This window comes from Methylobacterium haplocladii (assembly GCF_007992175.1).
Lineage (GTDB): Bacteria > Pseudomonadota > Alphaproteobacteria > Rhizobiales > Beijerinckiaceae > Methylobacterium > Methylobacterium haplocladii.
In genome coordinates, this window is sequence record NZ_BJZT01000043.1 from 1 (window position 1) to 26690 (window position 26690).

The 26690-nt window shown below is 68.7% G+C and carries 36 protein-coding genes and 1 tRNA gene; 15 read left to right on the plus strand and 22 right to left on the minus strand.

Going from position 1 to position 26690, the window contains the following annotated elements; genetic code table 11:
* Positions 1–2: 2 nt before the first annotated feature.
* Positions 3–350, minus strand: a complete 348-nt coding sequence (locus MHA02_RS19110; protein ID WP_147081706.1) for a DUF2293 domain-containing protein — start codon at positions 348–350, stop codon at positions 3–5.
* Positions 351–490: 140 nt separating this feature from the next.
* Between MHA02_RS19110 and MHA02_RS19115 the strand changes: the two genes are divergently transcribed.
* Complete coding sequence (locus tag MHA02_RS19115) at positions 491–772, plus strand: hypothetical protein (protein WP_147081708.1); 282 nt, start codon at positions 491–493, stop codon at positions 770–772.
* A gap of 13 nt (positions 773–785) precedes the next feature.
* Positions 786–1757 carry an ABC transporter ATP-binding protein gene (locus tag MHA02_RS19120; RefSeq protein WP_147081710.1) on the plus strand — a complete coding sequence of 324 codons (972 nt, stop codon included), beginning with the start codon at positions 786–788 and terminating at the stop codon, positions 1755–1757.
* A 7-nt stretch (positions 1758–1764) separates the two neighbouring features.
* Here MHA02_RS19120 and MHA02_RS19125 read toward each other — a convergent pair whose 3' ends face one another.
* From MHA02_RS19125 to MHA02_RS19145, 5 genes are all read right to left on the minus strand, one after another.
* A complete protein-coding gene (locus MHA02_RS19125) occupies positions 1765–2223 on the minus strand; it encodes an NUDIX hydrolase (RefSeq protein ID WP_147081712.1) in 459 nt (152 codons plus the stop codon).
* A gap of 257 nt (positions 2224–2480) precedes the next feature.
* Positions 2481–2948, minus strand: a complete 468-nt coding sequence (locus tag MHA02_RS19130) for a MarR family winged helix-turn-helix transcriptional regulator (RefSeq protein ID WP_147081850.1) — start codon at positions 2946–2948, stop codon at positions 2481–2483.
* 230 nt (positions 2949–3178) lie between these two features.
* On the minus strand, positions 3179–3502 hold the full coding sequence (locus MHA02_RS19135; protein ID WP_147081714.1) for a hypothetical protein: 324 nt from the start codon (positions 3500–3502) through the stop codon (positions 3179–3181).
* A 333-nt stretch (positions 3503–3835) separates the two neighbouring features.
* Positions 3836–3911, minus strand: a tRNA-Lys gene (locus MHA02_RS19140).
* A gap of 101 nt (positions 3912–4012) precedes the next feature.
* Positions 4013–5569, minus strand: a complete 1557-nt coding sequence (locus tag MHA02_RS19145; protein ID WP_147081716.1) for a 2-isopropylmalate synthase — start codon at positions 5567–5569, stop codon at positions 4013–4015.
* Between the two features lie 455 nt (positions 5570–6024).
* Here MHA02_RS19145 and MHA02_RS19150 point away from each other — a divergent pair, with 455 nt between their 5' ends.
* Both MHA02_RS19150 and MHA02_RS19155 read left to right on the plus strand, forming a co-directional pair.
* The gene (locus tag MHA02_RS19150; protein ID WP_147081718.1) at positions 6025–6375 is read left to right on the plus strand and encodes a hypothetical protein; all 351 of its coding nucleotides are present in this window, start codon (positions 6025–6027) and stop codon (positions 6373–6375) included.
* Between the two features lie 79 nt (positions 6376–6454).
* Positions 6455–7411: a TAXI family TRAP transporter solute-binding subunit gene (locus MHA02_RS19155; protein WP_147081720.1), complete on the plus strand. Its 957-nt coding sequence runs from the start codon at positions 6455–6457 to the stop codon at positions 7409–7411.
* A gap of 22 nt (positions 7412–7433) precedes the next feature.
* On the opposite strand, the gene MHA02_RS19160 is transcribed toward MHA02_RS19155, so the two are convergent.
* From MHA02_RS19160 to MHA02_RS19175, 4 genes are all read right to left on the minus strand, one after another.
* Complete coding sequence (locus MHA02_RS19160; protein WP_147081722.1) at positions 7434–8150, minus strand: NUDIX hydrolase; 717 nt, start codon at positions 8148–8150, stop codon at positions 7434–7436.
* On the minus strand, positions 8143–9063 hold the full coding sequence (locus MHA02_RS19165; protein ID WP_147081724.1) for a PhzF family phenazine biosynthesis protein: 921 nt from the start codon (positions 9061–9063) through the stop codon (positions 8143–8145). The genes MHA02_RS19160 and MHA02_RS19165 overlap by 8 nt, the downstream gene beginning before the upstream one ends.
* A gap of 33 nt (positions 9064–9096) precedes the next feature.
* Positions 9097–9948: a pyridoxal kinase PdxY gene (gene pdxY, locus MHA02_RS19170; RefSeq protein ID WP_147081726.1), complete on the minus strand. Its 852-nt coding sequence runs from the start codon at positions 9946–9948 to the stop codon at positions 9097–9099.
* Positions 9949–10064: 116 nt separating this feature from the next.
* Entirely contained in the window at positions 10065–10529 is a 465-nt protein-coding gene (locus tag MHA02_RS19175) for a hypothetical protein (RefSeq protein WP_147081728.1), read from the minus strand.
* A 214-nt stretch (positions 10530–10743) separates the two neighbouring features.
* Between MHA02_RS19175 and MHA02_RS19180 the strand changes: the two genes are divergently transcribed.
* The 3 genes from MHA02_RS19180 (at position 10744) to MHA02_RS19190 (ending at position 12667) form a co-directional block, all read left to right on the plus strand.
* Positions 10744–11265 (plus strand): DedA family protein, encoded by a 522-nt coding sequence (locus MHA02_RS19180; protein ID WP_147081730.1) that lies wholly within the window; start codon positions 10744–10746, stop codon positions 11263–11265.
* Positions 11266–11270: 5 nt separating this feature from the next.
* Positions 11271–12065, plus strand: a complete 795-nt coding sequence (locus MHA02_RS19185; RefSeq protein ID WP_147081732.1) for a cobalamin-binding protein — start codon at positions 11271–11273, stop codon at positions 12063–12065.
* A 116-nt stretch (positions 12066–12181) separates the two neighbouring features.
* Positions 12182–12667 (plus strand): MmcB family DNA repair protein, encoded by a 486-nt coding sequence (locus tag MHA02_RS19190; protein ID WP_147081734.1) that lies wholly within the window; start codon positions 12182–12184, stop codon positions 12665–12667.
* On the opposite strand, the gene MHA02_RS19195 is transcribed toward MHA02_RS19190, so the two are convergent.
* Together MHA02_RS19195 and otsB are read right to left on the minus strand one after the other, a co-directional pair.
* Positions 12668–13663 carry a glucokinase gene (locus tag MHA02_RS19195; RefSeq protein WP_147081737.1) on the minus strand — a complete coding sequence of 332 codons (996 nt, stop codon included), beginning with the start codon at positions 13661–13663 and terminating at the stop codon, positions 12668–12670.
* Positions 13664–13735: 72 nt separating this feature from the next.
* Positions 13736–14491 (minus strand): trehalose-phosphatase, encoded by a 756-nt coding sequence (otsB, locus tag MHA02_RS19200; RefSeq protein ID WP_147081739.1) that lies wholly within the window; start codon positions 14489–14491, stop codon positions 13736–13738.
* A gap of 82 nt (positions 14492–14573) precedes the next feature.
* On the opposite strand from otsB, the gene MHA02_RS19205 reads away from it, so the two are divergent.
* Positions 14574–15071 carry a DUF427 domain-containing protein gene (locus MHA02_RS19205; protein ID WP_147081741.1) on the plus strand — a complete coding sequence of 166 codons (498 nt, stop codon included), beginning with the start codon at positions 14574–14576 and terminating at the stop codon, positions 15069–15071.
* Between the two features lie 3 nt (positions 15072–15074).
* Here MHA02_RS19205 and MHA02_RS19210 read toward each other — a convergent pair whose 3' ends face one another.
* The 3 genes from MHA02_RS19210 to MHA02_RS19215 form a co-directional block, all read right to left on the minus strand.
* The gene (locus MHA02_RS19210; RefSeq protein ID WP_147081743.1) at positions 15075–15488 is read right to left on the minus strand and encodes an FKBP-type peptidyl-prolyl cis-trans isomerase; all 414 of its coding nucleotides are present in this window, start codon (positions 15486–15488) and stop codon (positions 15075–15077) included.
* Between the two features lie 88 nt (positions 15489–15576).
* Positions 15577–15729, minus strand: coding sequence for a hypothetical protein (locus MHA02_RS22290; RefSeq protein WP_170249353.1), 153 nt, complete (start codon positions 15727–15729; stop codon positions 15577–15579).
* A 136-nt stretch (positions 15730–15865) separates the two neighbouring features.
* On the minus strand, positions 15866–16072 hold the full coding sequence (locus tag MHA02_RS19215) for a DUF1289 domain-containing protein (RefSeq protein WP_147081745.1): 207 nt from the start codon (positions 16070–16072) through the stop codon (positions 15866–15868).
* 84 nt (positions 16073–16156) lie between these two features.
* Here MHA02_RS19215 and tenA point away from each other — a divergent pair, with 84 nt between their 5' ends.
* Positions 16157–16816 (plus strand): thiaminase II, encoded by a 660-nt coding sequence (gene tenA, locus MHA02_RS19220; protein ID WP_147081747.1) that lies wholly within the window; start codon positions 16157–16159, stop codon positions 16814–16816.
* Positions 16817–16919: 103 nt separating this feature from the next.
* The gene (locus MHA02_RS19225; protein WP_238180397.1) at positions 16920–17198 is read left to right on the plus strand and encodes a hypothetical protein; all 279 of its coding nucleotides are present in this window, start codon (positions 16920–16922) and stop codon (positions 17196–17198) included.
* Here the strand turns inward: MHA02_RS19225 and MHA02_RS19230 are convergent.
* A complete protein-coding gene (locus MHA02_RS19230) occupies positions 17192–17677 on the minus strand; it encodes a hypothetical protein (RefSeq protein WP_238180398.1) in 486 nt (161 codons plus the stop codon). The genes MHA02_RS19225 and MHA02_RS19230 overlap by 7 nt on opposite strands.
* A gap of 182 nt (positions 17678–17859) precedes the next feature.
* On the opposite strand from MHA02_RS19230, the gene MHA02_RS19235 reads away from it, so the two are divergent.
* On the plus strand, positions 17860–18678 hold the full coding sequence (locus tag MHA02_RS19235) for an enoyl-CoA hydratase/isomerase family protein (protein ID WP_147081750.1): 819 nt from the start codon (positions 17860–17862) through the stop codon (positions 18676–18678).
* Positions 18679–19044: 366 nt separating this feature from the next.
* Here MHA02_RS19235 and MHA02_RS19240 read toward each other — a convergent pair whose 3' ends face one another.
* The 4 genes from MHA02_RS19240 to MHA02_RS19255 form a co-directional block, all read right to left on the minus strand.
* Complete coding sequence (locus MHA02_RS19240) at positions 19045–19740, minus strand: GntR family transcriptional regulator (RefSeq protein WP_147081752.1); 696 nt, start codon at positions 19738–19740, stop codon at positions 19045–19047.
* Positions 19741–19885: 145 nt separating this feature from the next.
* The gene (locus MHA02_RS19245) at positions 19886–20170 is read right to left on the minus strand and encodes a hypothetical protein (protein ID WP_147081753.1); all 285 of its coding nucleotides are present in this window, start codon (positions 20168–20170) and stop codon (positions 19886–19888) included.
* A gap of 184 nt (positions 20171–20354) precedes the next feature.
* Positions 20355–20990, minus strand: a complete 636-nt coding sequence (locus tag MHA02_RS19250; protein WP_147081755.1) for a DUF4194 domain-containing protein — start codon at positions 20988–20990, stop codon at positions 20355–20357.
* Positions 20983–22362 (minus strand): Wadjet anti-phage system protein JetA family protein, encoded by a 1380-nt coding sequence (locus tag MHA02_RS19255; protein WP_147081757.1) that lies wholly within the window; start codon positions 22360–22362, stop codon positions 20983–20985. The genes MHA02_RS19250 and MHA02_RS19255 overlap by 8 nt, the downstream gene beginning before the upstream one ends.
* Before the next feature lie 134 nt (positions 22363–22496).
* On the opposite strand from MHA02_RS19255, the gene MHA02_RS19260 reads away from it, so the two are divergent.
* The 3 genes from MHA02_RS19260 to MHA02_RS19270 all read left to right on the plus strand — a co-directional run bounded on the left by MHA02_RS19260 (position 22497) and on the right by MHA02_RS19270 (position 24128).
* Entirely contained in the window at positions 22497–23171 is a 675-nt protein-coding gene (locus MHA02_RS19260) for an HAD family hydrolase (protein ID WP_147081759.1), read from the plus strand.
* Between the two features lie 118 nt (positions 23172–23289).
* A complete protein-coding gene (locus tag MHA02_RS19265) occupies positions 23290–23571 on the plus strand; it encodes a hypothetical protein (RefSeq protein WP_238180399.1) in 282 nt (93 codons plus the stop codon).
* 173 nt (positions 23572–23744) lie between these two features.
* Positions 23745–24128, plus strand: a complete 384-nt coding sequence (locus tag MHA02_RS19270; RefSeq protein WP_147081763.1) for a hypothetical protein — start codon at positions 23745–23747, stop codon at positions 24126–24128.
* 93 nt (positions 24129–24221) lie between these two features.
* Here MHA02_RS19270 and MHA02_RS19275 read toward each other — a convergent pair whose 3' ends face one another.
* Entirely contained in the window at positions 24222–25118 is an 897-nt protein-coding gene (locus tag MHA02_RS19275; protein ID WP_147081765.1) for an HpcH/HpaI aldolase/citrate lyase family protein, read from the minus strand.
* Positions 25119–25298: 180 nt separating this feature from the next.
* Here MHA02_RS19275 and MHA02_RS19280 point away from each other — a divergent pair, with 180 nt between their 5' ends.
* Complete coding sequence (locus MHA02_RS19280; RefSeq protein WP_147081767.1) at positions 25299–25688, plus strand: tautomerase family protein; 390 nt, start codon at positions 25299–25301, stop codon at positions 25686–25688.
* Here MHA02_RS19280 and MHA02_RS19285 read toward each other — a convergent pair.
* Positions 25672–26568 (minus strand): LysR substrate-binding domain-containing protein, encoded by an 897-nt coding sequence (locus tag MHA02_RS19285; protein WP_147081769.1) that lies wholly within the window; start codon positions 26566–26568, stop codon positions 25672–25674. The two genes, MHA02_RS19280 and MHA02_RS19285, sit on opposite strands and share 17 nt — an antisense overlap.
* Positions 26569–26690 lie beyond the last annotated feature (122 nt).

Consider the following 26690-nt stretch of genomic DNA (forward strand, 5'->3'; position numbering starts at 1 on the left):
AACTAGCCGTCGTCGCCCTCTTCAATCTCCTCGGAGACCTGTCGGCGGCAGCCCCATTCCGCGAGCACGGCATTCAGGTCGTCGAGAACGAAATGCCGGGCGCTGTCGCGGTCGTAATCCTCCGCGAGCAGTGCGTCGTAATCCGTGAAGACATGGCGGGCATAGGCGACGAGGGCGAGCCATGCCGCAGTCTCCGGCGCGGCCCCGTGCAGGCCCGGGCTCGACAGGGCGCGCTCCAAAGCGGCCTCGGCCTCGAAATCCGGAAGACGGGGCGCCAGCCGGGCCAGGGCGCCGGCGATGGCCTCTCGCCGGTTGCGCGGCACGCCGGCCGTGTTCTGCGCGCTACTCATCGCAGTATTCGTCCCGTGTGGCCCCGTCGGCATGTCCGGTCCAGCTTGCGACCGGCCGGCCCCGATGTCACTCTCGGATCATCGGATGCCGGCACCGCCGATGACGCGGCTGCCGTGCGTCACCTCTCGGAAACGATGTCATGCGCCGCCATCTCGGAGCATCCTCACTGATCCTCGCCGCATCCGTGTTCGCACTGCCCGCTCTGGCACAGACGGTTCCAGGCCCCGTGGTGCCGCCGTCGCCAAGCCCCAGTCGCAACATCGCGCCCACCGGCCGGGTCATGCCGCCTGCCAATCCCGGCGCCCTGAAGCCCTCCGTCGCCGAAGAGATGTCGAAGGCGCAGAAGGCTGCCGACACCCGCAACAAGGCCTGGGACTCGAAGATGCGCAAGACCATGGGGTCGATCTGCTCGGGCTGCTGATCGTGCCTCGCGCGTGATCCGCTTCGAGGGCGTCTCGAAGCGCTTCGCCGGCACCGCGCGCCCGGCGGTCGACCATCTCGACCTCACGGTGCCCGAGGGCACCACCTGCGTGCTGCTCGGCCCCTCCGGCTGCGGCAAATCCACGACCCTGCGCATGGTCAACCGGCTGATCGAGCCTGATTCTGGCCGGGTGCTCGTGAATGGCCGGGACGTGGTCGACGTCGATCCGGTGACCCTGCGCCGCGGCATCGGCTACGTGCTGCAGGGGATCGGCCTGTTTCCCCACCGCACCGTCGCCCAGAACGTCGCGACCGTACCCGAACTTTTGGGCTGGCCACGCAAGCGCATCAGCGAGCGGGTCGACGCCATGCTCGATCTCGTCGGGCTCGATCCCGGTGAGTACCGCGACAGACGCCCGGACGCGCTGTCCGGCGGCCAGCGCCAGCGCGTCGGCGTCGCCCGCGCGCTGGCCGCCGATCCGCCGGTGCTGCTGATGGACGAGCCGTTCGGCGCCGTCGATCCGGTGGCGCGAGGCCGCCTTCAGAGCGAGATCGGTGCGATCCTCGCCCGGCTCGGCAAGACGGTGATGATCGTCACGCACGATCTCGCCGAGGGCCTGCTGATGGGCGACCGGATCGTGCTGATGCGCGACGGCGCCATCGCCCAATCCGATACGCCGGAGCGGTTTCTGGCCAAACCCGCCGACGCTTTCGTGGCCGACTTCATCGGCGACGACCGCATCCTGCGCCGCCTCGCCCTTGTCGCGGCGTCCGATGTCGCCGAGGCGGGCTTCGAGACTGATGCGGCGCGGGTGAGCGCCGACCTTTCGCTGCGGGATGCCCTCGGGCTGATGCTCGCCACCGGTGCGACGCGGCTCGCGCTCGACGGCGACGGCCCGCCGCGGCTGCTCACCCTCGACGCGATCCGGGCGGCGGCGCGGGAGGGGGCCGAGGGCTCGGTCGTCGCAGGATCCGGGGGAGTCTGAGCAGTCCTCAGCCGGCGATGCTGGGGTCCTTCTTGCACGCGGCGCGGATGATGCCGGACAAGCCGGCTTCGGCGACCGCCTCGGCCGCATCGGAGGGCGAGAACCAATAGCCCTCGCGCTGATCCTTCTCCGGCCACGCCTTGAGCTGCTTGCGCACCTCCAGCGGAAACACCTTGACCTGACAGAGCACGGAATCACGGCTCTTGAGGCGCTTGTCGTAGAGGTAGAAACCGAGCGGACGCTTGCCGATATGGCCCACGAGTCCGGCCTCTTCGTAGGCTTCGCGGGCGGCGGCCTCGTAGGGCTTGCGGCCCTTCATCGGCCAACCTTTCGGTATGACCCAGCGCCGGCTTTCGCGCGACGTGATCAGGAAGATCAGGAATCCGCCCTCGGGCGTGCGTCGGAACGGAAGCGCGCCGACCTGCCGCCGCGGTTCGGAAACCATGTCCATCGGGCTCGACGTCATGCCGGGCCGCGGCTGATCAGCCGTCGCGGCTCGGCTTCCCTCGGAGCGGGTCGGGGCATCGCGGATGTCACGGCGCGTTCACTATCCGATGCCGGCGCGGGCGCTCAAGGCGAAAGTTATCTGGCAAAGCATTTCCGATGCGCACGGATCGACCATGATGGCCACCAACGCGACGAGCCGGTGACGGTTCGGGCGTCGTCGGCCAATTCGCGACCGACCGATCGCGCCGGTGCAGCGTGGCCAACGGTTCGGCCTGCTCAGGGAGCGGTGCTGAGATTCTCGATCAGCGCATTGAGATCGGCGCGCATGGCCTGGATCTCCGGCTCCGACATATGGAGCTGGCACATCACGGATTGACGGACTGAGACGGCTTCGGCGCGGAGGTCTCGTCCGTTCGGCGTCAAGGCGATCTCGACCTCGCGCTCGTCCGAGCGGCGGCGGTTGCGCACGACGAGACCCGCGGTCTCCAGGCGCTTCAGCACCGGCGTCAGCGTCCCGGAATCGAGCCGCAGCCGCCGGCCGATCTCCGATACCGTCACGCCGTCCGTTTCCCAGAGCACGAGCAGCACGAGATATTGCGGATAGGTGAGACCCATCCGCTCCAGCATCGGCCGATAGGACTTGGTCATGCGGTGGGCCGCTGCATACAGGGCGTAGCAGAGCTGGTTGTCCAGCAGGAGGGGATCGCGGAGAATTCCAGCCTGCTCGGTCGGCGCGTTCACCATACTCACCATGCCGTTGGACCCCCTGCCCTCGCCCGGTGGTGCAACGGGGGCGAGCGCCGATCCCTATAAGAACTCTGCCGCATCGCAATCATAGCACGATAGCGGATGGGAGACCGTGAGATCCATGCACAAATCTCCCGAGAATATTTTCGTAATCACGCCAGGATGTCCTGTCGATGCGTCGCTCTGTCCTCATCGCAGCGGGGCATCGCAACCGCGCCGGATCCGCGTCAGGGCGCATTCGTCGGCGCGGAGGGTCTCGTCGGCAGCTTCGGCCCGAGCCCGCCATCGCGACCGTGGCATTCGTCGAGGATCGGAGCGAGGGTCTCAGCGATCGCCGTGGCGATCTCGGTCGATGCCGCACCCTCCGATTGCTGGCTGTCGATGCGATGGAGCGTACCCGCGATCTGCGTCTCGATCCTGTCGAACAGCGTCGCGGCCGTATCCGGATCGCGCTTCGCCAGGACCGAAGCGATGGCACCGTAGGCTTCCTTCAGCATGTAGAAGCTCAAGCGCTCGACGGCCCGCTCGTCGTCCTGGGTCAGATCGCGCATGCACGTCCCCTTGGGATTGAGCGAATTGACGTCGCGTTAGCCGCGCTCACGTTGTCGAGGCAGGGAACGAATGCCCATCGAAATCCGGTGCCGCGCCACGGCTTAGGCGCAACGGCCGCCTCCGGTTATGGCGCTGCGGCGGGATCGCTCGGACGCGGGCAGTCCCCAACGGACGCGACAGTATCAGTCAGAACGGACCCGAACGGACAGCAACGGCAAAGAGATGCCCAGCAGTGCATAGAGATTATCGGTAAACAGAAATTCTGGCGAAAGTTCTACCAAGCGACGCGCCATGGGGGGCACGCCAGCGATCAGCAGACTGTAATGAAGGATTGGTGGGCGCACTAGGGTTCGAACCTAGGACCCGCTGATTAAGAGTCAGCTGCTCTACCAACTGAGCTATGCGCCCATCGCTTTGCAGCGACGCCGTGGGGGTCACCAGTCCCCCGCGAGTGAGGGGCTGATAGCAATGCCGCCGGAGGCTGTCCACCCCCGACGGCCGAGTTTTCTTCACACCGTCGCGGCGTGCTGTGCATGCAGGCGCACGGAGGTCGCCGAGAGCTTGTTCAATGCCGAGAGATAGGCTTTGGCAGAGGCCACCAGGGTGTCGGGATCGGCGCCGCGGGCGGTCATCGAGCGCTCGCCGGCCTTGAGGCGCACGGAGACCTCCGCCTGCGCATCGGTGCCCTGCGTGACCGCGTGGACCTGATAGAGCTCGAGCACGGCGTCGTGCGGCACCAGCGCGTGGATCGCGTTGAAGACCGCGTCGACCGGGCCGTTGCCGTCGGCCTCTTCCGTGAAGAAGCGCCCGTCCATCTCGATCTTGAGCGTTGCCCGCTGCGGACCGCGGGTGCCGGCGACTACCGAGAGCGAGACGAGGCGGATGCGGTCGTGGGCGGTGGCGAGGTTCTCGTCCACCAGCGCCTCGATGTCCTCGTCGTAGACGTGCTTCTTACGGTCGGCGAGCGCCTTGAAGCGTTCGAACACGTCCTGCAACTGGTTGTCGGACAACGACAGCCCCAACTCGGTCAGCTTCGAGCGGAAGGCGGCGCGGCCGGAATGCTTGCCCATCACCAGCGAGGTCTTGGTCAGGCCGACGGAGGCCGGCGTCATGATCTCGTAGGTCTCGGAATGCTTGAGCATGCCATCCTGGTGGATGCCGCTCTCGTGCGCGAAGGCGTTCCGGCCGACGATGGCCTTGTTGTACTGCACCGGGAAATTGGTGGCGTGGCTGACGAGTTTCGAGGCACGTGTCAGCATCGTGGTGTCGATGCCGGTCTCGAATGGCATCACGTCGCCGCGGGTGCGCAAGGCCATCACGACCTCTTCGAGAGCCGCATTGCCGGCCCGCTCGCCGATGCCGTTGACGGTGCACTCGACCTGCCGGGCGCCCCCCTCGATGCCGGCCAGCGAGTTCGCCACCGCGAGACCGATGTCGTTGTGGCAATGCGTCGAGAAGATCGCCTTGTCGGCATTCGGGACGCGCTCGCGCACCTGCCGGAACATGGTGCGATACTCGTCCGGCGTGGCGTAGCCGACGGTGTCGGGCAGGTTGATCGTGGTGGCGCCCATGCGGATCGCCGCCTCGACGCAGCGGCAGAGGTAGTCGATGCCGGTGCGGGTCGCGTCCATCGCCGACCATTCGACGTCCTCGACGAGGTCGCGGGCCTGTGCCACCGTCTTGAGGATGATCTCGATCACCTCGTCCTCGGTCTTGCGCATCTGGTAGGCGAGATGGATCGGCGAGGTCGAGACGAAGGTGTGGATTCGTCCCCGCGCTGCGTGGCGAACGGCCTCGCCGGCCCTCGCGATGTCGGCCGGGATGGCGCGGGCGAGGCCGGCCACGGTGGCGCGCTTGGTGCGCCGCGCGATCTCGGAGACGGCCTCGAAATCGCCGTTCGAGGCGATCGGAAAACCGGCCTCGATGATGTCGACGCCCATCGCGTCGAGCAGCTCGGCCACCGCGAGTTTCTCGTCGAGGGTCATGGTCGCGCCGGGGCACTGCTCGCCGTCGCGCAGCGTCGTGTCGAAGATGACGACGCGGTCCTTCTCGGAATTGCTGGTCATGTCGTTTCTGCCTTCTCACGATGCGCGTCCCCATCGCTGGAGAGGCACCGAAACCCGGGATCGGTTGTCCGAAGCGCGTCCCCTGAAGGCCCAGGCGGCCACGCCCGGACGGCCCTCAGGGGCGGGTAAGGAGAAGGCCTGCGAGAAGAAGCGTTTCGGCGCGCGCGCTCGGCGCCGCGGAAGCGGCGTCCGGCATCGTCAGCGCTGAGCCGGCGAAAGCCACGGCTCGGTTCTCCTCGAGGGGGGCAAATCGGCATGTCGCCGATCCCTGAGCGACGTGTCTAGCTTCGGCGCCGCGGCCTGACAAGCGCGCTGCCGCTGCCGAGTGATGCGTGCCGGCCGCATCCTCCGGAAAAGTCATATCGTGCGGACCGCCCGCGATTGACCGTGTGCTCGCCGCGGCTCAGCTTCCCGCACCGTTCGTTCCGCGTCCTCGCTGTTCCGGAGACGTTTCCATGTCCATCCGCAATCCCGGCCTCGCCCTCGCCGCCCTCCTGGCCGCCGCCTCGCTTGGCGCCTGCAACAGCCTGTCGAGCGTGCCCGGACCGACCGCCGCAGCGGCGCTTCCTGCCGAGCCGGCCGCGCCCGTCGTCGCAGACCTGCCCAAGGGCAGCGGCTGCGGCCCGACCATCGCCCACACCCAGTCTCTCGTCGCGAGCGACATCGCCACCGAGAACCTGAACGCTGCCGTCGGCAAGCGCTTCAGCGCCGACCTCGACGCCGCTGCAACCGCCTGCTCTGCCGGACGGAGCGCCGATGGGCTCCGGTTGCTCGCCGCGGCGAAGGCGCGCTACGGCTATCGCTAGCCGGCGTAGCGTGCTCGCCCCGCATCAGAGGCTCGGTCGCCGGACGACGATCGATCGTTCCGCAAGCGCTGGGTCGACGATGTCGAAACGCCTCACGTCCGTCATGCTCTGCGCTCTGGCGATGCTGTCGACGGCGCAGGCGCAATCGACCGCAGCCGCGCTTCAGGTCGTGCTCGGGACGGCGACGCCCGGAGGCGGATTTCCGGCTTACGGCGAGGCGCTCGCCGCCGCGATCCACGAGGCCGATCCAACGCTCACGATCACCCTGCGCACCACCAAGGGATCAACGGAAAACCTCGTTCTGCTCAAGGAGGGCAAGCTCGATCTCGCCCTCGTCCAGGGCGAGTACGCCTACGACGCCTTGGCGGAACAGGCCGCGGATGGCCCGAAACCGACGATTGTCGCGCCGGTGGATACGACGCCGGGGCTGTTCGTGGTCCCGGCCTCCAGTCCGATCCGGAGCGTCTCGGACCTGCGCGGCAGGAGCGTGGCCCTGGGGACGCGCGCGTCCGGTCTCACGGTGATGGGCCGCACCGTGCTCAAGGGGTCCGGCATCGATCCCGACCGCGACATCGCGCCGATCCTGCTGGATCGGGCCGGCGACGGGCCGCCGCTGGTTCTCGAAGGCAAGGCGGCAGCGCTCTGGGGCGGCAGCGTCGGCTGGCCGGGCTTCAAGACGATGGCCGATGCGCCGGGCGGCGCACGCTTTTTCGGGCCGGCCTCCGAGGCCGTCGCTGCCATCCTGTCGCTGCGCCCATCGCTCCGGCGTCTCACGGTGCCGGCCGGCGCGTTCAAGGGCCAGGATGCGGCGATCGAGACGGTGGGCTCCTGGAGCTTCGTCATGGGGAAGCCCGGCCTGGACGCGGCCATCGTCGCGCGCCTCCTTCGTGCGCTCGACCGAGGCAGGGCCACCCTGGCGCGGCTCTACGCGCAAGGGGGCGAGAGCGACCCGCGGAACCTTCCGTCGGCCACGAGGGTCGAGTGGCTGCACCCTGCCACGGTCGATTACCTCAGGGAGGTCGGTTCGATACCGTGACGCGACAGTAGCGTCCCGCGCGTCAGAAGGCCGATTCCAGGTAGCTGCGCACGAAGCCGGGCATCCGCTCGGGATCGATGTCCGACGCGCCGCGCGCGACGACCATGTGCGCGAGTTCCGGCTTGTCCTCTTGCGCGTGATAGGCCTCGATGCGTGCCAAGAGCTGGTCCGCGCCCAAGGCGAAGCGCACCGGCCTCAGGAAGGCGAGTTGGCCCTCGCCGCGCATCAGCATCCACGGCGCATCCGCTGCACCGTCCGGCAGCGACAGTCCCGTCTCCTCGAAGAATTCCCGCGTCGCGCTGCCGGCGAGGTCGACGAGGCCGCCCGCGCGGACGTCGTCGCGGTCGGGCGTGCCGCAGGGAAAATAGACCTGACCGGCATTGGCGGTGTGCGGTCCCATCTGGCCCAGAAGGATCGCACCGTCCGCCGTTCGCGAGACGATCGCCGAGAAGGCGTTGAAGACGTTCGCGTCCGGCGAGCCGGCATCGCGAAACGCGATAAATCGCGAAAAGCGCGTCTCGAAGAACGCCACCTCGCAGGCATCGCCGCGGATCGTGCAGCCCTGGCTCAGCAGGACCGGCCCGTCGAACATCGCCGGCCTCTCGGCGAGGCGCCGCTGCCAGTTGCGGTCGATGGCGTGCGCGTTGTCCCGCGCCCAGGCCCAGTCATGCGCGACGAGCCGGGCGGAGACGGTGGCGAGCGGGGTGCGTGTGAAGCCGTGCGGCGCGTGCTCAGACAAGCAGCGCGCCCTCGCTGACGACGATGGCCGCACCGCCGATCTCGACGGAGCGCAGGGCGCCGGTCTCGACAACGGCTTGCAGAGAGATCTCGCTCGGGCGGCCCATGGCGTAGCCTTGGCGCAGGACGACGTCGTGGGTGCCGTCGCCGAGCTTTTCGTACTGCATCAGCACGCCCGCGAAGGCCGCGGCGGCCGAACCCGTCGCCGGGTCTTCCGGAACGCCGAGATGCGGTGCGAACAGCCGCGCCTGGTAGCGCCGGCCGTTGGGGCCGGGATCCGGCGTGTAGAGGTAGAGCGCGCCGGTCTTGGCCGCCGCCAACGCGCGATCGAAGGCGCCGATGTCGAGCTTCGCCCGGTCGAGGGCGTCGCGGGTGGCGATCGGCACGAAGGTGAAGGGCACGCCCGCGCCGTGCCGGCTCGCCCTGTGCCGCGAAAACCCGATCTCCTGCGGATCCAGGCCGAGCATCTGCGCCAGGATACTCGCCTCCAACCCGTCACCGGCGAAGGTCGGCAGGCTCGGCACCTTGAAGCGGGCGCGACCCCGGCCTTTGCCGCTCTCGACGACGCAGGGGACGATGCCGATGCCTTCCTCCAGTCCGAAGGCGGTGGCGTCGGCGTGGTTCTCACCCTTGTGTGCGGCCCGATCCTTCAGCGCGAGCAACACCGCCGTGCCGACGGTGGGGTGGCCGGCGAAGGGCAACTCGGCGAGCGGCGTGAAGATGCGCAGCCGCGCCCGGTGACGGGGCTCTTCGGGCGGCAGCACGAACACCGTCTCGGACAGGTTGAACTCCCGCGCGATCGCCTGCATCGCCGCATCGTTCAGTCCCTCCGCATCGAGCACCACGGCCAGCGGGTTGCCGGCGAACGGTGTCTCGGTGAAGACGTCGAGAGTGACGAAGCGGCGGCGGATCATGAAGGCTCCTCGGCTCGGGTCGAACGGGTCAGTTCACACCGCCTCGACCGGAAACACCACGCTCGGGCTCACGAACTCGTCCTGGGCCTCGACGGTGAGGAGCTCGGTCGAGCCGGCCTCGGCCGTCTGGCGCAGGAGCCCGTGGATCGAGGCGCCGGCCATGCCCAGCGCCGTCGCGGCCGAGCCGGAGCGCAGGTAGTGCACGAGGAAGAGCGCGGCGATGGCATCGCCCGCGCCGCTCACGGCCTTGAGGTCGAGGCGCGGGGTGCGCAGGCGCCAGAACGCGCCGCCCTCCCCCGCCAGCATGTCGATGGCGTCCGGCGGCGTCGCGTCGGTGGCGAGCGAGGTCACCAGAACGACGCGCGGCCCCAGAGCCTGGACGGCCCGTGCCGCCGTCTTGGCCTCGCGCAGCGTGCCGGTGGGCAGGCTCGAGAGCAGATCCAGCTCGAACTGGTTCGGCGTGACGATGTCGGCGGTCGGCACCGCCCGGTCGCGCATGAAGTCGGCGATACCCGGCTTCACGTAAACGCCGGAATAGGTGTCGCCGATGACGGGATCGCAGCAGTAAAGCGCATCGGGGTTGGCGGCCCGCACCCTCGCCACGGCCTCGACGATCGCCGTGCCGATCTCGGGCGCGCCCATGTAGCCCGAGAGCACCGCGTCGCAACGGCCCAGCACCCCACGCTCGTCGATGCCCTGCACAACCTCCGCCACGGCCGGCCCGTCGAAGACGCGGCCGCGCCAGGCACCGTAACCGGTGTGGTTGGAGAACTGTACCGTATGGATCGGCCAGACATCCACGCCCATGCGCTGCATCGGGAACACCGCCGAGGCGTTGCCGACATGGCCGTAGGCGACGTGAGACTGGATGGAGAGAACCTTCATGGCGCTCCGGCCGCTGAACGAGGCTGACGCCTGATAGCCGAGATCGCCTGCTAACGCATGCGCATGCGAAACGCGCATCTCCAAGGGCTTCTCGCTGCGCCTTCGTCAACAGCACGTCACGGAGTGCGGATCGTGTACTCCTTCGGCACCGACGGACAGCAACGAGCGTCGTTCGGGCCCAGGGTTGTCAGCGTGACCTTGATTTGACCTCGCTGGAACGTCGCGCCGCGCGGTGACTCGCCATACACGTTCGGCACGTCGCGGAGGTATCGGAATCCCGATCCAACAGCTTCGAAGAGCATCACCGCGATCTCAAAAGAATTTCCGCCACCCCTGCTGGCGTAGTATGCGACAACAAGCGCGTCATCACGTCCGTCGCCGCTAAAATCTCCAAAAAATTGATTGACCTGAAGATCCGTTACGCGCCCAACCTTTTTCTTCACGAGAGCAATCAAATCTGCTCGTTTGTTATTCTGACCAAATGCCGAGCCCACTAATCCGATAGGGCCGACGCTATTGCAGAACATTAAAAAGAGACAAGCGCAGTGCAAATTCCGGGACGCTCGAACATCCACGATCATTCTCCGCATCTCCGAGTGCCTACGGCACATCGTGCAAATCATCGGGTTATGTGCAACAGCTTAGTGTTGGATCAGTTGAAATTTCGCAGGCGAATCGTCTCCGGCTGGCACACGAGAGCGCCCTGAAGCGAACCGATGGAGTTCGTGCAACGAAGCCCTTGTCCCTAGCCACGCTCCCGGCCAGATGGAGGCCTCCATCGCCAGAGCCCATTCCATGGATTTCGACGCCCTCCGCCAGTCCACGCTCGCCTTCGTCGAGGTGCATAAGGCGTGGACGCCGCTGATCGCGGGGCTTCTCGCCTTCGGGGAGTCCGTGGCGTTCCTGTCCCTGCTGGTGCCGGCCACCGTGATCCTGCTCGGCATCGGCGCGCTGATCGGTGCGAGCGACATCGCCTTCTGGCCGGTGGTGACCGCCGCCGCGATCGGCGCGGCGCTCGGCGACTGGCTCTCCTACGAGTTCGGCCGCTACTACAAGGAGGGCGCGAAAAACTTCTGGCCGATGAGCCGCTACCCCGAGCCGACCCGCCGCGCCGAGGACTTCCTGCGGCGCTGGGGCGCGGGCGCGGTGGCGATCGGGCGGTTCTTCGGGCCGGTGCGCGCGGTGATCCCGCTCATCGCCGGCATCTTCGGGGTCGACCGGATCCCGTTCCAGATCGCCAACGTGCTCTCGGCCGCTGTCTGGGCCTTCGTGCTGCTGGCGCCCGGCGCGGGGCTGATCAGCTGGTTCCAGGGGTAGGCGCCATGCGGCGGTTTCCCCCGGAACGGATCGTCTGCCTGACGGAGGAGACTGTCGAGACGCTCTATCTGCTGGGCGAGGAAGACCGCATCGTCGGCGTCTCCGGCTATTGCGTGCGCCCGGCTCGCGTCCGCAAGGAGAAGCCACGGGTCTCGGCCTTCACCAGCGCGGACTTGCCCAAGATCCTGGCGCTCGACCCGGACCTCGTCCTCGCGTTTTCCGATCTTCAGGCCGGCATCGTCGCCGATCTCGCCCGCGCCGGCATCGCCGTACACCTGTTCAATCAGCGCGACGTCGCCGGCTGCCTCGCGATGATCCGCACGCTCGGCGCCCTGGTCGGCGCCCCCGAGAAGGCCGAGGCACTGGCGCAGGGCTACGCGCGGAGCCTCGCCAGCGCCGCAGATGAAAGCCGGGGGCGTGCGCGGCTGCGCGTCTATTTCGAGGAGTGGGACGAGCCGATGATCTCCGGCATCGGCTGGGTCGCCGATCTGATCCGCGCCGCCGGAGGCGACGACGTGTTTCCCGATCTCGCCCAGGCGCAGGCCGCCAAGGACCGCATCGTTACCGCGGAACAGGTCATCGCGGCGGCGCCGGACGTGATCCTGGCCTCCTGGTGCGGCAAGAAGGTGAACGTCGCCCGTATCTGCGCCCGGCCGGGCTGGGACGCGATTCCTGCCGTGGCATCCGGGCGCATCCACGAGATCAAGTCGCCGCTGATCCTGCAGCCGGGGCCGGCCGCGTTGACGGACGGGTTCGCGGCGATCCGGGCGGCGCTGACGATGGCGTGGCCGCATGCCTAAGATAGGAAAAAATGTTTTACGTGAAACACTGCGTGACACTGGGGGATGACAAGCCGGGCCGCAGCTGATTCAGTCGGGCGACCCCGGGTCAGCCCCGCCGCCCAACTCTGCCGCCCATGTCCGCTGCCCTCGCCTACGCCGTCCTGCCTCCCGACCGCCGCCAGTCGGCGACCGCGCTGCATGTCCAGCGCGGGGTGCGCCGGCTGTTTTCGGAGCTGGGCTGCGTCTCGCTCCCGGAGTTTTCTCTGGCGAACGGCCGGCGCGCCGACGTGATCGCGCTTTGCCCGGCCGGTCGGCTGAGCATCGTCGAGATCAAGTCGAGCGTCGCCGATTTCCGCGCCGACCGGAAATGGCCGGACTACCGCGATTTTTGCGACCGCTTCTTCTTCGCGATCCCCGAGACCGTGCCCGAGAGCCTGATCCCGGAGGAATGCGGCCTCATCGTCGCCGACGCATTCGGTGCGGCGATCCTGCGCATACCGGCCGATCACACGCTCAGCGGCGCGCGGCGCAAGGCGGTGACGCTCCGGTTCGCCCACTCGGCGGCGGCGCTGCTGCACGCGCTGGCCGATCCGGGGCGGGTGAAGGACGGGGCGCTCTGATCACCCCTGCCAGTTCTGCCCATGATAGATGAACCGGTCGCCCTCGCTCGCGAGCGCGGCGAGCCCGTTGAGGGCCGGGTCGTGCACCGTGATGACGCTGGTCGGGATGGTCTGCATCATCGCGGCGAAGGGCGGCTTGTGCTCGAAGGTCTTTCGGAAGGTGCCGTCGTTCAGCACCGTGAGGATGCGCGGGGCGATGCCGCCGCCGATATAGACGCCGCCGGTAGCCAGGAAGGTCAGGGCGAGGTCGCCGCAGACCCGGCCGAGATATTTCGCGAATAGGCGGATTGCGGCATCGGCATGCGGGTCTTCACCCGAAAGGCCGGTCTCGGTGACCGTCGCCGGGTCGATGGGCGATCCTTCGCCGCCGGCCCGAACTTGCTTCACGGCGGCGTGGAGGCGGGCGAGCCCCGGTCCCGAGAGCAGCGATTCCACCGTGACGCGACCCTCCAGGCGCGCGATGCCCGGCCAGATCTCGAAGTCCTCGTCGTCGACCGGACCGAAATCGGTGTGGCCGGCCTCGGTCGACACGATGGCGAGGCGGTCTTCGTAGGGCACGAGCGCCGCGGCGCCGAAGCCGGTGCCCGGGCCGAGAACGAGGCGGGCGCCCCGGCCCGGATGGGTGGCGGTACCGATCGGCGCGAGGTCGCCCGGCGCGATGCCGGCGGCTCCGGCCGCGACGGGCACGTAATCGTTCACCACCACCACCCGCGACAGATCGAAATCCGCGCCGATCCGGGCAGCCGCGATCACCCAATCGGCATTGGTGAGCTGGACCGAGGGCGCGTCGACGCGACCGGCGATGGCGAGGATGGCGGAACGCGGCTCGGGGTTGCCGCCCTTCTCCAGTGCGGCGCGGATCGCGGTGCCGATGTCGGGATGGCCGCGGGTCGGCTCGTGCGAGAGCATGCGGGGAGGCGCGCCCCGCTCGGCGATCACCCCGAAGCGGGCATTCGTGCCGCCGATGTCGCCGACGAGGACCGGGAATTCGAACATGGCGTGGCCGTCTTAGGGATCGCGCGCCGGCCGGGCCGGCATCGGCGACGGTATCAGAGGGGACGTCTCGCGTCAGGCCGCCGGCAGTGCAGCCGGATCGATCGGCGCACCGTCGGCCCATGACGCGATGAGCGCACGCACGTCCGCCGGCGCGGCGAGGCGCAAGGCGGCGATGGTGTCCTCGTCGCCGATGCGGACGCTGACCCCGCCGTCGGCATTCACGGCCTCGAAGGCGAGCTCGTCGGTCTTGTCGTCGCCGAAAAAGATGGCGCGGCGTCCCGCATAGGGTGGCTTTTCCATGAGCGCGCGGATGGCGTGGCCCTTGGTGGCCGAGGCCGGCACGATCTCGCCCACCGCCTTGCCGAGCTGCAGCCGATAGGCCGCACCGAGCTCGGTCGCGAGCGCCCTCACCAAGGCTTCGGCGGTTTGGGTGTCCCGTGCGTTGGCGAGGCGCCAATGCACGGCGACCGAGGCGCCCTTGTCCTCGATCAGGACCTTATCGAGGGAGGCCGTCTCCGCCTTCAGGCGTTCGACGCCGGCCCGCAGGTCGGGATGGTCTTCGGGCCGTCCGCCGCTGAGCTGGCCGTCCACACGGCGTTCGACTCCGTGCAGCCCTGCGCAATCGAAGCGGGAGGGCGCCAGGAACACGTCGATGACGCTCACCGGCCGCCCGGTGACGATCGCGAGGGCGCCGCCGAGGCGCGCTTTCAGGCTCTCGAGATTGGGCACCAGGGTCGGGTCGACCTGCACCGCGTCGGGGGTCGGCGCGAGCTCGGCGAGGGTCCCGTCGAAGTCGAGAAACACTGCGAAGTCGTCGGAGTCGCTCACGCTGCGTCCTTTCCCCGGCTGGCTGTTTCCCTAGCTTGGGCGCAGGCTGTGGAAGGCAATCCCCGGAGAGGTTCCGCGCGCGATGTTCAGACCCGTTCCGACACCACTCCTGCCCGGCCAGGAAAGCGTCTGGGACTATCCCCGACCACCGCGGCTGGAGCGCGTGACGCAGCGCCTGCGGGTGATCCTCGGCGGTCGGACCATCGCCGACACCCTCTCCGGCTGGCGCGTCCTTGAGACGAGCCACCCGCCGACCTACTATTTTCCGAGAAACGCGGTGGCCGAAGGCGTCCTCGGGCCGGGGCAACGCGCCGGCATCTGCGAATGGAAGGGCCGCGCCGTGATGTTCGACGTCACGGTTGGCGTCCAAGACCTGCCTGGGGCGGCCTGGGCCTATCCCGATCCGACGCCCGGGTTTCGCGACATCGCCGGGGCGGTGGCCTTCTATGCCGGCCCGATGGAGGCCTGCTTCGTCGGAGACGTCCGCGCCGAGCCGCAGCCCGGCGGTTTCTACGGCGGCTGGGTCACGCCCGACGTCGCCGGCCCGTTCAAGGGCGGGCCGGGGACGATGGGCTGGTAGGGCTTACTTAACGCCGAGCAGTTCGACGTCGAAGATCAGCGTGGCGTTGGGAGGGATGACGCCGCCGGCGCCGCGGGCGCCGTAGCCCAGGGCGGCGGGGATGGTCAGGGTACGCTTGCCGCCGACCTTCATGCCGGCGACGCCCTCGTCCCAGCCCTTGATGACCTGGCCGCCACCGAGGGGGAAGGCGAAGGGCTGGTTGCGGTCGCGCGACGAGTCGAACTTCTTGCCCTTCTTGCCGCCGTCGTCGAGCCAGCCCGTGTACTGCACGCTGACCTGCTGGCCGGGCTTGGCCTCCGCGCCGGTGCCGACGACCTCGTCGACGTAGGCGAGGCCCGAAGGAAGCGTGACGGGGGCGGCTGAGGCGGATGCGGTCATGGCGAGGGCGAATGCTCCGGCGAAGAGGATCGAGCGCATGGATCGTTGATGTCCTGGCTGCTGCTGAACGGCCGGGGGCCTAACACGGACCGGCGCCGAGACCCAACCGGGCGGATCGACATGCGCGTCAGAGATAGTGGCGGAAGACCACGCCGGAGGCGGCCTCCTGCCGGGCCGGCGATTCCTCGGGCCGGCCGGTGACCCTGGCTGGACCGAGGGCGGCGGGTGCGATCAAGGCGAAGAGCGTGACCAGCCAGCGGAACGAGACCTTCGACGTCATCGGTACTTCCTCGCTGGCCCGTCTCGCAGCGACTGACTTCGCAACCGCTACTGACATCCGCACCCTGTCTGGAGCAGCTTGACGCTTTGGGGTGTGTTGGCGCGCACATTGGAACACCAGTCGAGGCGCCGTCCGGTCAGCCCTTGCGGAGCAACGCGACGGCCGAGGCCTCGCCGCCGACCTGCTCGACCCGCCGTGGCAGCTCGCGCCTGAGCGCGGTCTTCCGATAGGGCGTCAGCTTGCGCCATGCGCGGATCTCGGGGAGCGTGCGGCCGCAGCCCAGGCACCAGCCGGTCCGGCCGTCGAACTGGCAGAGACTGATGCAGGGGTCGTTTGTCTTCATGGTAGCAGGACCCTCCCGGTCCGATCCTCGGCGCAACGCGCGTGGTCATCGCCGGCCGGCGAGCCGCACGAAGGAGTCAGCCCCTTGTTCTCGACAGACGCCTGGGCACGCAATGCCCCGCTCTACGAAGCCGCCCGCACCCTGCCGTTCAACCGCGAGCTCGCCGCCGGCACGCTGCCGATGCCGGCCTTTCGGCATTACATGATCCAGGACGCCCATTACCTCGTCGCCTTCGCGCAGGCTCTGGCGCTCGCGGCCGCCAAGTCGGACGGCCCGGACGACGTGGTGCAGTTCACCGTCGCCGCGACGGCCGCCATCGCGGTGGAGCGGGGGCTGCACACCGACTTCTTCCGACGCTTCGGCGTGTCGGCGGACGAGGTTCGGGCGACCCCGCCGACGCCGGCCGCGCACCATTACATCTGCTTTCTGCTCGCCAGCGGCTTCCGCGAACCGCTCGCCGTGCACTTGGCAGCGATGCTGCCTTGCTTCTGGATGTACCGCGAGATCGGCCTCGACATTCATTCCCGCGCCGCCGCCGACAACCCCTACCGGGCCTGGATCGACACCTATGCCGGCCAGGAGTTTTCCGAGGCGGTGGACGCGATGATCGCGGTGACCGATCGGGTCGCGGCCGAGGCCGGTGCCCGGGAACGATCCGCGATGCACGCGAGCTTCACCCGAGCGGCGCAGCTCGAATGGATGTTCTGGGATTCGGCCTATTGCGAGGCGGGCTGGCCGGTGTGAACCGAGGTGGATGACGCGCTGGCTCGGCGGCACGGAGCCAACGCAGCGGATGACCGGTTGGTGGAGCAGACTTGCGTTGTGCCATCGGCGAGGAGGTCGCGCCATGTCGAAGCGAAGCCGAGCGATGGTCCTGGTTCTGGTGACGACGATCGCGCTGCCTGCGGCGGCCTCGGCTCAGGGCGGCGGCGGCCCAGGCTGCACCAACCTTCCCCAATACAACCGCGCGCTGGGCGCCCTTCAGGGCATGACGAGCGCCTGCGACATGAGCGTCGAGCAGGCCCGCCGCATCGTCGCAGCACATGACGGCACCGCCGTCGCACCGCGGCAGGTCGCGCCGACGCCTCGCGTCCGGCACCATCGGGCGCGGCCCCCGCGTCAGTAGCGGGCGCGCAGGCCGTCCTGCAGCATGGCCGGGCAGCGCGCGTCGATCCGCGGCCCGATCACCACGTCGCCCTGGCGGGGCACGTTCACCGTGAGCGGCGCCGTGTCCTTGGTGCCGGGGAAGAAGCCCGGGCCGAGCTGGTCTTCGAAGAAGCCGGTGCCGATCTCGTAGTAGCAGCGGTCGATGATCGCCGTGTAGCTGACGGAGCCGCGATAGACGGCGCCCGCGTCGGAGGCGCCGTAGCCCGGACGCCCGCAGACCAGGGCGAACTCCACCGAGCCGGGCTCGGAGAAGCGGATCGCCTGCGAACGGTGCGGCGGCACCGTCACCCAGGGGCCGCCGTCGCGGCGCACCAGCGCCGTCAGCGCCGACTTGTTGACAATGCTGCGCACGCACTCCGCCTGGGCCGGAGCGGCGGCGAGACCGGCGAGCATGCCGGCCGCGATGAACCCGATCGTCGTCGCTCTCACGCTCGTCATCCCTACAGCGCCAATTCTTTCCGGTCCCGGCAGAGGAGGTAGCATGAACGCGGGACTGCAGAAATGATCGGAAGGCCACGGTCAAGAGACGATGCAACCGGTAGCGCCGGCTTGATCGTCGATGGTCAATCGCGCGACAGGGTCATCCCGAGACCGCCCGACCACCATCGAGGAATGCCGCGATGAGCGCCCCCGATCCCACCCCGACCGACGAACTTCAGTTCGCCACCGACGCGATGGGCATCGCCCGGATCACGCTCAACCGGCCGCAGGCCCGCAACGCGCTAACCTTCGCCATGTACGAGGGCCTGATCACGCTGTGCCGGCGGATCGAGGAGGACCGGTCGATCAGGGCGCTGATCATCACGGGTGCGGGCGAGAAAGCCTTTGCGGCCGGCACCGACATCGTGCAGTTCCGCAGTTTCGAGACTGCCGAAGACGCGCTGGGCTACGAGCGCTTCATGGACCGGGTGCTCGGTACGCTTGAGCGCCTGCGCGTCCCGACCATCGCGGCCGTCGCCGGGGCCTGCACGGGAGGCGGCGCGGCCATCGCGGCCGCCTGCGACATGCGCATCGCCACCCGCGACGCGCGCTTCGGATTCCCGATCGCGCGGACGCTCGGAAACTGCCTGTCGATGGGCAACCTCAAGCGGCTGTCGGCGCTGATCGGAGCCCCGCGCGTCAAGGACATCCTGTTCACCGCCCGCCTCGTCGGCGCGGAGGAGGCGCTCGCCATCGGCCTCGCTAACGAGGTGGTGGCGGATGCCGCCGCGCTCGCCCAGCGCGCGACGGATCTCGCGAGCCTGCTCGCCGGTCATGCCCCCCTCACCCTTCAGGCGACCAAGGAAGGCCTGCGGCGCCTCGCCGAGGAAGCGCAGGCCACCGAGGGCGAAGCCCGGCCCGGCGACGATCTCATCCTGATGGCCTACATGAGCCGCGATTTTCGCGAGGGCATGGAGGCGTTCCTGGCCAAGCGGAAGCCGCAATGGGAAGGGCGCTGAGCTGCAGGAAGCGGAGGCAGAGCCGAAGCGCGTTTGTGAGACATCGGCGCGCCGCCCTCGCCAACGGCGGCTGACTCGCGCTGCCGACATCACAGGTCGCACCTGGCTGACTTCGGCACCGGGGATCGGATCTCGGGTAAGCCCAAGGTCCATGGTAGCCCGCAACCCTATCTGGGAAGAAAGGAGACGCGCACCGGCGACGTTATGAGATGACCGTACCCCGGCGGCCGCAACAGCAGCACCAACCAACGAATGCAGACGGTCGGGTCGGCTGGCCGTTCGGCTGGCGTCGGCCTCCATCCGCTCATGCTTGCCGTGGACGAGCCGGTTATGACCACGTCCAGCCGGCAGCTTGGCTCAGGGCAGTCAGACCGCCAAGTCGGCGACGTCCAACAACTCACCGTAGGTTGCAGCAATCACCGGCTTCTTGGCTCGGATGTGCTCGCGCATCAATTTGGCGAGGCCTTCGCCGTCCCGGGCTTGAAGCCTTGGGATCATACCCTCGTGCTCCTCTACGGCCCGAGCCCACTGCTCGTCGGTCTGGTGTGCGCGGTAGCGGGAGCGCTGGGTGCGGCCGGAAAGGCCGGCATAGATCGACTGCAGCGTCGCGTTGCGGCTCGCCTGCATGATATCTTCGTGGATCTCGCGGTTGAGGCGAAAGTATTCGGCCTCCTCCCGCGCCGTCCAGGCTGAGACCATGGCAGCGTGCTTCGCCTCGATCGCGGCGATCTCCGCATCGGTGATCGTCCGGCAGGCGAGATCGCAGGCGGTCGCCTCCAGCCCGGCGATCACCTCGATCATCTCCTCGATCTCCGTCTGCGAGATGCTGGCGACGCGGGCTCCCCGGTTCGGCAGCAGCTCCAGCAGGCCTTCGGTCGCGAGGATCTTGATCGCCTCGCGGAGCGGCGTGCGCGAGATGCCGAAGCGCTCGGTCAGCTCGCTCTCGTTGACGCGCGCCTTCGGCTCCATCTCACCGCTGTGGATGAGTTCGCGCATGCGGTCGGCCACCTCGTCGTGCAGGTAGCGCCGGTTGATGCCGATGCCGGGCTCGATCTTGTTCATAGGCCCATAAGAGTTTGGCGGGTTTCTCGAAAATCGCCTTCTCGGGGCGATTCTAGGCTTGGCCCCGATGCGTGTCGAGGCAACTACCCGTGATTGCGTCCTGCGACCACATGAAAAGTCGCAGTGAGCCTCGCCGATGGGAACCCTAGCGGCCGAGCAGGGAATTCAGGGTCGAGCGGTCGATCCCGTTACCCGCGCCGTTCAGAGCGTCGAGACCACCCCCGACGCCGCCGCCTCCCGCCCCGCCGCCCCCGAGCACGCCCAGCGACTGCTCGATCTTGTCGACGCAGACCTGCTGGCAGATCGGCTCCACCATCGCCTGCGGCTGGCAGATCGGCACCGCCTTGCCGCGCACGCACGTGCACATGCACTCGGCGGAGGCGAAGCTCGGCAGCAGGACGAGAACGAGGCCGGCCAGGATGCGTCGCATGGGATGAGCCCGTTCGTCGGTTGCCCGGTAGGATAGCCTGGATCGGTCGTCAGCCGTGGTGCGCTCGGGCAACACCTCGAACCGCGATCGGACGCCGCGCCGGAAGGCCGAAGCCTCGTGGGACATGATGTCGGAATTCGGGATCGGGCGGCGATGATCGTTCGCAGCCGGAATGCGCGCTGGATCACGCCTCCGCGTCGCCGGCGGAGGCGGCCCAGGCCTGGACCTGATCCATCCAGGCATCCGGCGACAGCACGGCGATGCCGGGCAGGACCATCAGCGGCGTGACGCGCTCGGTGCGGTCGCGTTCGCCCAGCCGCACGGCGCCCTTGCGGGCGAACAGGCGGAGGATGTCGACGAGGCGCGTCTCCTCGGGCGGATCGCAGCGGGCGGCGGTGCGTATCGACTCGGCGATGTCGTCGGTCGTGCATTCGACCACGCCGTCGGTGGTGACGCGATGGTCCCTCAGCCCCTCCTCGTAGGCGAGCCGGAGGGCCAGCAGAACCAGGGTCTCGTCCTTGCGCAGGCGTTCCGCGGCAGCGTCGTGCCGCGCCCCTTCCGACGGTACGCGCAAGAACACCATCTGATCGCGGTGCGAGACCTCGAAGACGTAGCCGAGACAGGCGAAGTAATCGCGGAAGAACGGCGCGTAGTGCCGCGCGATCTCGTACGACCGGCCGATGCCCGGCGTGTCCGCGTAGATCACCTGGACCTTGATGAGCACCTGAAGCGCCCGTGTCAGGTCTTCCTCGCTCGGCGCCCGTGTACTGGACGGCGGCGGTTCGTCGCCGTCGACGATGGCGCGGAACGGCTCAAACATGCTGCGCCCGTTCGACCGCGAAATCCGGGCAGTCGAGCCAGCCGTTGGTGATCCGGCCCTCGACTCGCGACAGGCGGTAGCGTCCAGCCAGTGCCCCGTCGAAGAGCACGTCGATCTCGCGGAGCCGCTGGAAGATCACGAAGGCGTCGACGTCCGAGATCCGGATCCCCGAGCCGCGGATGGGACGGCCCTCGGCGAGCAGGCGGTCCAGAAACGCCGATATGGATTCGGGCGTGACCGTCGTGCGGCGGCGGAACTCGTCCTTCGCCTCGACGAAGGCGTCGATGGCCGGATCGCCCGTCGCATCCGGCAGCGGCTCGGTGACGATGGCGCGCCGCTTCATCCGCGGGGCGTAGAGATGCGGCGGCCCGAGGGGCATCCGACCCGACAGGATCGGCGGCGGCGGTGCCGTCGCGACACCCGCGACCGATCCGACGGCGCGCAGGGCCGCTGCCGTGCGCTCGATCCGGGCGGAATCCCGATTGCCCTCGTAACGCACGGCGGCGGCGATGCGGCGCTCCATGCGCGCGACGATGTCGGAGACCACGTCGAGATGCCGGTCGAGTCCCTCGAAGATCGCCAGGATTTCGGTGAGTTCGCCGCGCACGGTCCGCTCGGCCGCATCGAGCCCCGCGGCCCTGCCCTCGCGCCAGGCTCCCTCCGCCAGCGCCCTCACTGTCAGCGGATCGCGCAGCGCCCGCCCCGCCTCGCGGACGATTCCGGAGCGGAAGCGGAACGGGTTGAAGCGGGTGTGCAGGGTCCGGTAGTCGCTGACGAGATGCCGTTCGACGAACTCTTCGAAGTACAGGCGAAACGCCGCCCGCAGGTCGTCCTCGGCGAGAATACGTTCCTCGATCTTGCGCATCGAGCCGGCGAGGCCACGCAAATGGCCCAGGAAGTCGCGGGCCGCCTTCGCTGCGTTGCTCAATGCCTCCGAGCGTTCGGCTGGGTTCGCCGTAGCGCTCTCCAGCGCACCCAGCACGTCGAGCACCGCGCCGCCATAGGAGCGGGTCTCGCCGCGATCGAGCCGGGCGAGCTCCTCGAGCAGGAGCCGCGCCTGTGGATCGAGATCGACCACCGGCACGTAGCGCTCGCGCCGCTCCACCAGCCATCCGGCATCGAGGAAGCGCCGGTAGACCGCCGAGCGCCGCTCCACCGGATCGACCGGCGTGGTCTCGTCGTCGGCGATCTCGCCTTGCGTCCAGCCGGCGCAGAAATCGCCGATCGCCGCCAGGAACTCGCTCTTGCGCAGCGGCTCCATGGTGTCGCCGAACAGCTTTTCGCGGACGTGCAGCAGCAAGGCCGCGTTGAAGGCCCGGCTCGGCGAGGCCAGCGGCTTGAACAGGTCGTGTGAGAGGTGGCTGAAGAGCATCGGTGTGACCGGACGCGAGGACAAGCCCGGGCGCGCTGGCGGGTCAAGGGAGCGAGGTCGGGCCGGACTGCCTTTTCCGATGCATCGGACGCCGCGGCGAGCCGTTATCCCCCGTTGAAGCAGCGGAGCGCGCCATGCGGATCGAGACCGTCTTCCTGTTCGATCTCGACGGGACGCTCGTCGACAGCGTCTACCAGCACGTGCTGGCCTGGAAGGAGGCGCTCGACGCTGAGGGTATTCCGCTCTCGGTCTGGCGCATCCACCGCAAGATCGGGATGAGCGGCGGCCTGTTCACCAACCAGCTCCTGCGCGAGACTGACCTCGACATGACCCCGGAGCGCGTCGACCGGCTGCGGCGCCTGCACATGGAGGCGTATGGCCGCCTGTCGCCGGGCGTCGTGCCACTGCCCGGGGCGAAGGCACTCCTGGCGACGCTCACCGACAGCGGCATTCCGTGGGCCATCGCCACCAGCGGTCGGATGGAGACGGCCGGCCACAACCTCGTCGCCCTCGGGGTCGACCCCGAAAAGGTCCCGGTGGTGACGCGCGACATGGTGAAGTACGCCAAGCCTGATCCCGACCTTTTCCTCGCGGCCGCCGAGCGCCTCGGCAAGCCGATCGAGCATTGCGTCATCGTCGGGGACTCGATCTGGGACATGCTCGCCGCCCGCCGTTGCCGCGGTCTCGGCGTGGGCCTGCTCTCGGGCGGCTACGGTACGGACGAGCTCGAACGCTCCGGCGCGGTCCGCGTCTACGACGACCCGGCCGACCTGCTCGAGCATCTCGACGAGGTCGGCGGGCGGCGCTGATGGGTGCGGCGGGACGTCGCCGATTCGGATTGAACCCATCGCGGCGCACCTCGTTGGCTCCTCATGTGACCCCTTGCGGGTCGATCGAATGGAGCCTGTTTTGAAGAGAATCGCAGTCATGACCGCCGCGGCCCTGATCGGTGCCGGATCGCTTGCCACCACGGGCGCCGAAGCGCGTGGACGCGGCGGCGCAATCGCAGCCGGCGTCGTCGGAGGCCTCGCTGTCGGCGCACTTGCGGCCGGGGCGGCGAATTCCCGTTATGGGAACGGATACGGCCGGTCGGCCTATGGGTACGACGACGGTTATCGTGGTGGATATCGTGGCGCCGGCTATGGTTACGAGGGTCAGCGTTACCGCCGGCCGGCTTATGGCTACGACACCTACGACAACGGCTACTGAGCCCCTGGCGAACTTTGCATCGGAAGCGGTCGTGCCCCCCGGGCGCGGCCGTTTTCGTATGTGGACCGGCCTAGGACGCATGCGGCGCGTGAACCCTCGACGGGATTGCGTCGTTAGAGGCCATCGGATCGCACGGCACGTGCCAGCGATCTCAAGGATTGAGGAGCAGTTCCATGAAGACGATCGCGGTTCTCTCCGCAGCAGCGGTGCTCGGCGTCGGCGCCCTGACGTCGACGGGCGCGGAAGCGCGCTGGCGCGGCGGTGGCGGGGCCGTCGCGGCCGGCGTGGTCGGCGGCCTCGCGGCGGGTGCGCTGCTCGGCGCAGCCACCTCCGGCTATGGCTATGGCTACGGCGGTTACGGTTACGCCCGTCCGGCCTACGGCTATGACGGCTACGACGACGGGTATGCCGGCGGCTACCGCAGCGTCGGCTACGACGACGGCTATTACGCCCCGCGTTACCGCACCCGCCGCGTGGTCCGCGAGACCTACGACTATGCCCCCGGCGGCTATTCCTGGGGCGGCCCGAGCTATGGCGGCTACGATTACGACGATTGAGTTCGACTGGCTTCGGGCATCGTGACGAACGGCGGCCGCGCCATCAGGTGCGGCCGTTCTTGTGCGAACCGGTCCGCGGCGACGGCGGTGGCTTTACCCGCGCGACTCCGCATCCCGCGCCGCGATCGCCTCCGACCACACCACGGCGCGGGTGGCCATGCCGAGGTGCTGGCGTTCGTACATGCGGCCCTCGACCTTGATCGCGGCGCGCTTGGCGTTCTCTTCTTTTTCGAACGCCTCGATGACGAGGCGGGCACGACGCACCTCCTCCTCGGTGGGTGCGAACGACGTATTGGCCGGCTCGATCTGGTTCGGATGGATCAAGGTCTTGCCGTCGAAGCCGAGGTCGCGCGCCTGACGGCACTCCTCGCGGCAGCCCTCCGGGTCGCCGATGTCGTTCCAGACACCGTCGAGGATGGTCAGCCCCTCGGCGCGGGCGGCGGCGAGGGTGAACATCATCCAGGGCAGCATCGGCACGCGGCCCTTCACGAGCTGCGCCCAGGTGTCCTTGGCGAGATCATTGGTGCCGAGCACGAAGCAGGTCAGCCGGGTGCGCCGGTCCCGCCGCGCCTTGGCGATGTCCTTAATGTTGAGGATCGCCGCCGGCGTCTCGATCATCGCCCAGATCGCGATCGACTCGGGCGCGTCCAGCGCTTCGAGATGATCGGCGATGCTCTCCAGCACGGCGGGCGAGGACACCTTCGGCATCAGGATCGCGTCGGGCTTCGCCTCGATCGCCTTGCGCAGATCCTTCTCGCCCCAGGGCGTCTGGGGCGCGTTGACCCGGATGATGAGTTCCCGGTGCCCGTAACCGCCGGACTTCACCGCGGCGCAGACCTGCTCGCGGGCGAGATCCTTCTCCTCCATCGAGACCGCGTCTTCGAGGTCGAGGATGAGCGCGTCGGCCGGGAGCGTCTTGGCCTTTTCCAACGCCCTCGGATTCGAGCCGGGCATGTAAAGGACGCTGCGGCGGAGGCGGATATCGGTCATCGCGGAGTCCTTCTCGCGGTGCGCGAAATCGGGCACGGCACCGCCCCTGGCGGCCCTTATGAATATGAAATGCGAAAAACGCGACAGGATGCGAAAGCGTCTCTCGCGGCTCAGGCTAGCCGTAAAGCCCTCGCATGGGCTAGGCCGCGCTCCGATCCATCCCGTGCCGAAAGTCCGACGATGCCGCTGCTCCGCTTCGATCTCATCGAGGGCCGTTCCAAGGCCGAACTCAAGACGCTTCTCGACGCCGCGCACGAGGCGATGCTGGAGGCCTTCCAGGTGCCCTCGGGCGACCGCTACCAGATCGTCACGGAGCACAAGCCCTCGCGCATGATCGTCGAGGACACCGGCCTCGGCATCCCCCGTACCAAGGACGTGGTCGTGGTACAGATGACCACCCGGCCGCGTGGGCGCGAGAAGAAGGAACTGTTCTACCGCCTCCTCACCGAGAAGCTGCAGGCCGCCTGCGGCATCGCCCCGGCCGACGTCATGGTCTCCACCGTCGAGAACACCGACGAGGACTGGAGCTTCGGCCACGGCCGCGCGCAGTTCCTCACGGGCGAATTGTAGCCGCCCTGCCCTCCTCTACGAGCCATTCGACGAAGGCGGCGTGCGAGGGCGTCTTGTCGGCATCGTAGGGCGTCAGGGCGACGTAGCCGGGCCGGGCGACGCCGATCTCCGGGAACGGCGCGACCAGCCGACCGGCGGCAACGGCGGTCGCGAGCACCGGGAACGGCCCGATGCCGAGACCGAGCCCGTCCTCCACAGCCTGGAGCGTCACGAAGAAGTGGTCGAAGACGCGCCGACGCGCGCCGGCCATGCGCGGCGCCCCGGCAGCGGCAAGCCATTCCGACCAGTCGTTCGGGCGGGTCTCCGTGGCGAGCAGCACGTGCCGCGACAGGTCGATGGGCGAGGCCAGCGGCGCGGTCGCCACCAGCGTCGGGCTGACGACGAGCGTGTCGGTCTCGGTCAGGAACGGCACCGCGCGGAACTGCGGCCAAGGCTCCTCCCCGCGCCGGATCGCGAGATCGAACCCGCCGCGCAGGGCGTCGTTCAGCGTCGTCGTGGTCGCGACCGTCACCTCCGTTTCCGGTCGCGCCGCCCGGAAACGGTCAAGCCGCGGAATCAGCCAACGCATGGCGAAGGTCGAGGGAGCGCTGACGCGGATCACGCGCCGCGCCTCCGTCCGGCCGCAGGCTTCGGCCGCCTCCGTGAGACGGTCGAAGGTCAAACTCACTTCCTCTGCGAAGGCCCGCGCCGCCGGCGTCGCCGCCATGCTCCGGCCGACGCGCACGAACAGCCGCTGCCCGAGCCAGGCTTCCAGCGCCGCGATCTGTCGGCTGACCGCTCCATGCGTCAGCCCGAGCTCGGTGCCCGCGGCGGCATAGCTGCCGGTGCGCGCGGCGACCTCGAACACGCGGAGCGCATGGAGCGGCGGTAATCGGCGCATCGCGGGACCTCGATCCGTGAGAACGGCTCACACGTATCGCGAGACGATAGCGTCTGATCGCCGGAAACTCACGGGTGTAGGGTCCGAGACCAGGGTGCTCGGACGCGGAAAGGAATGCGAGC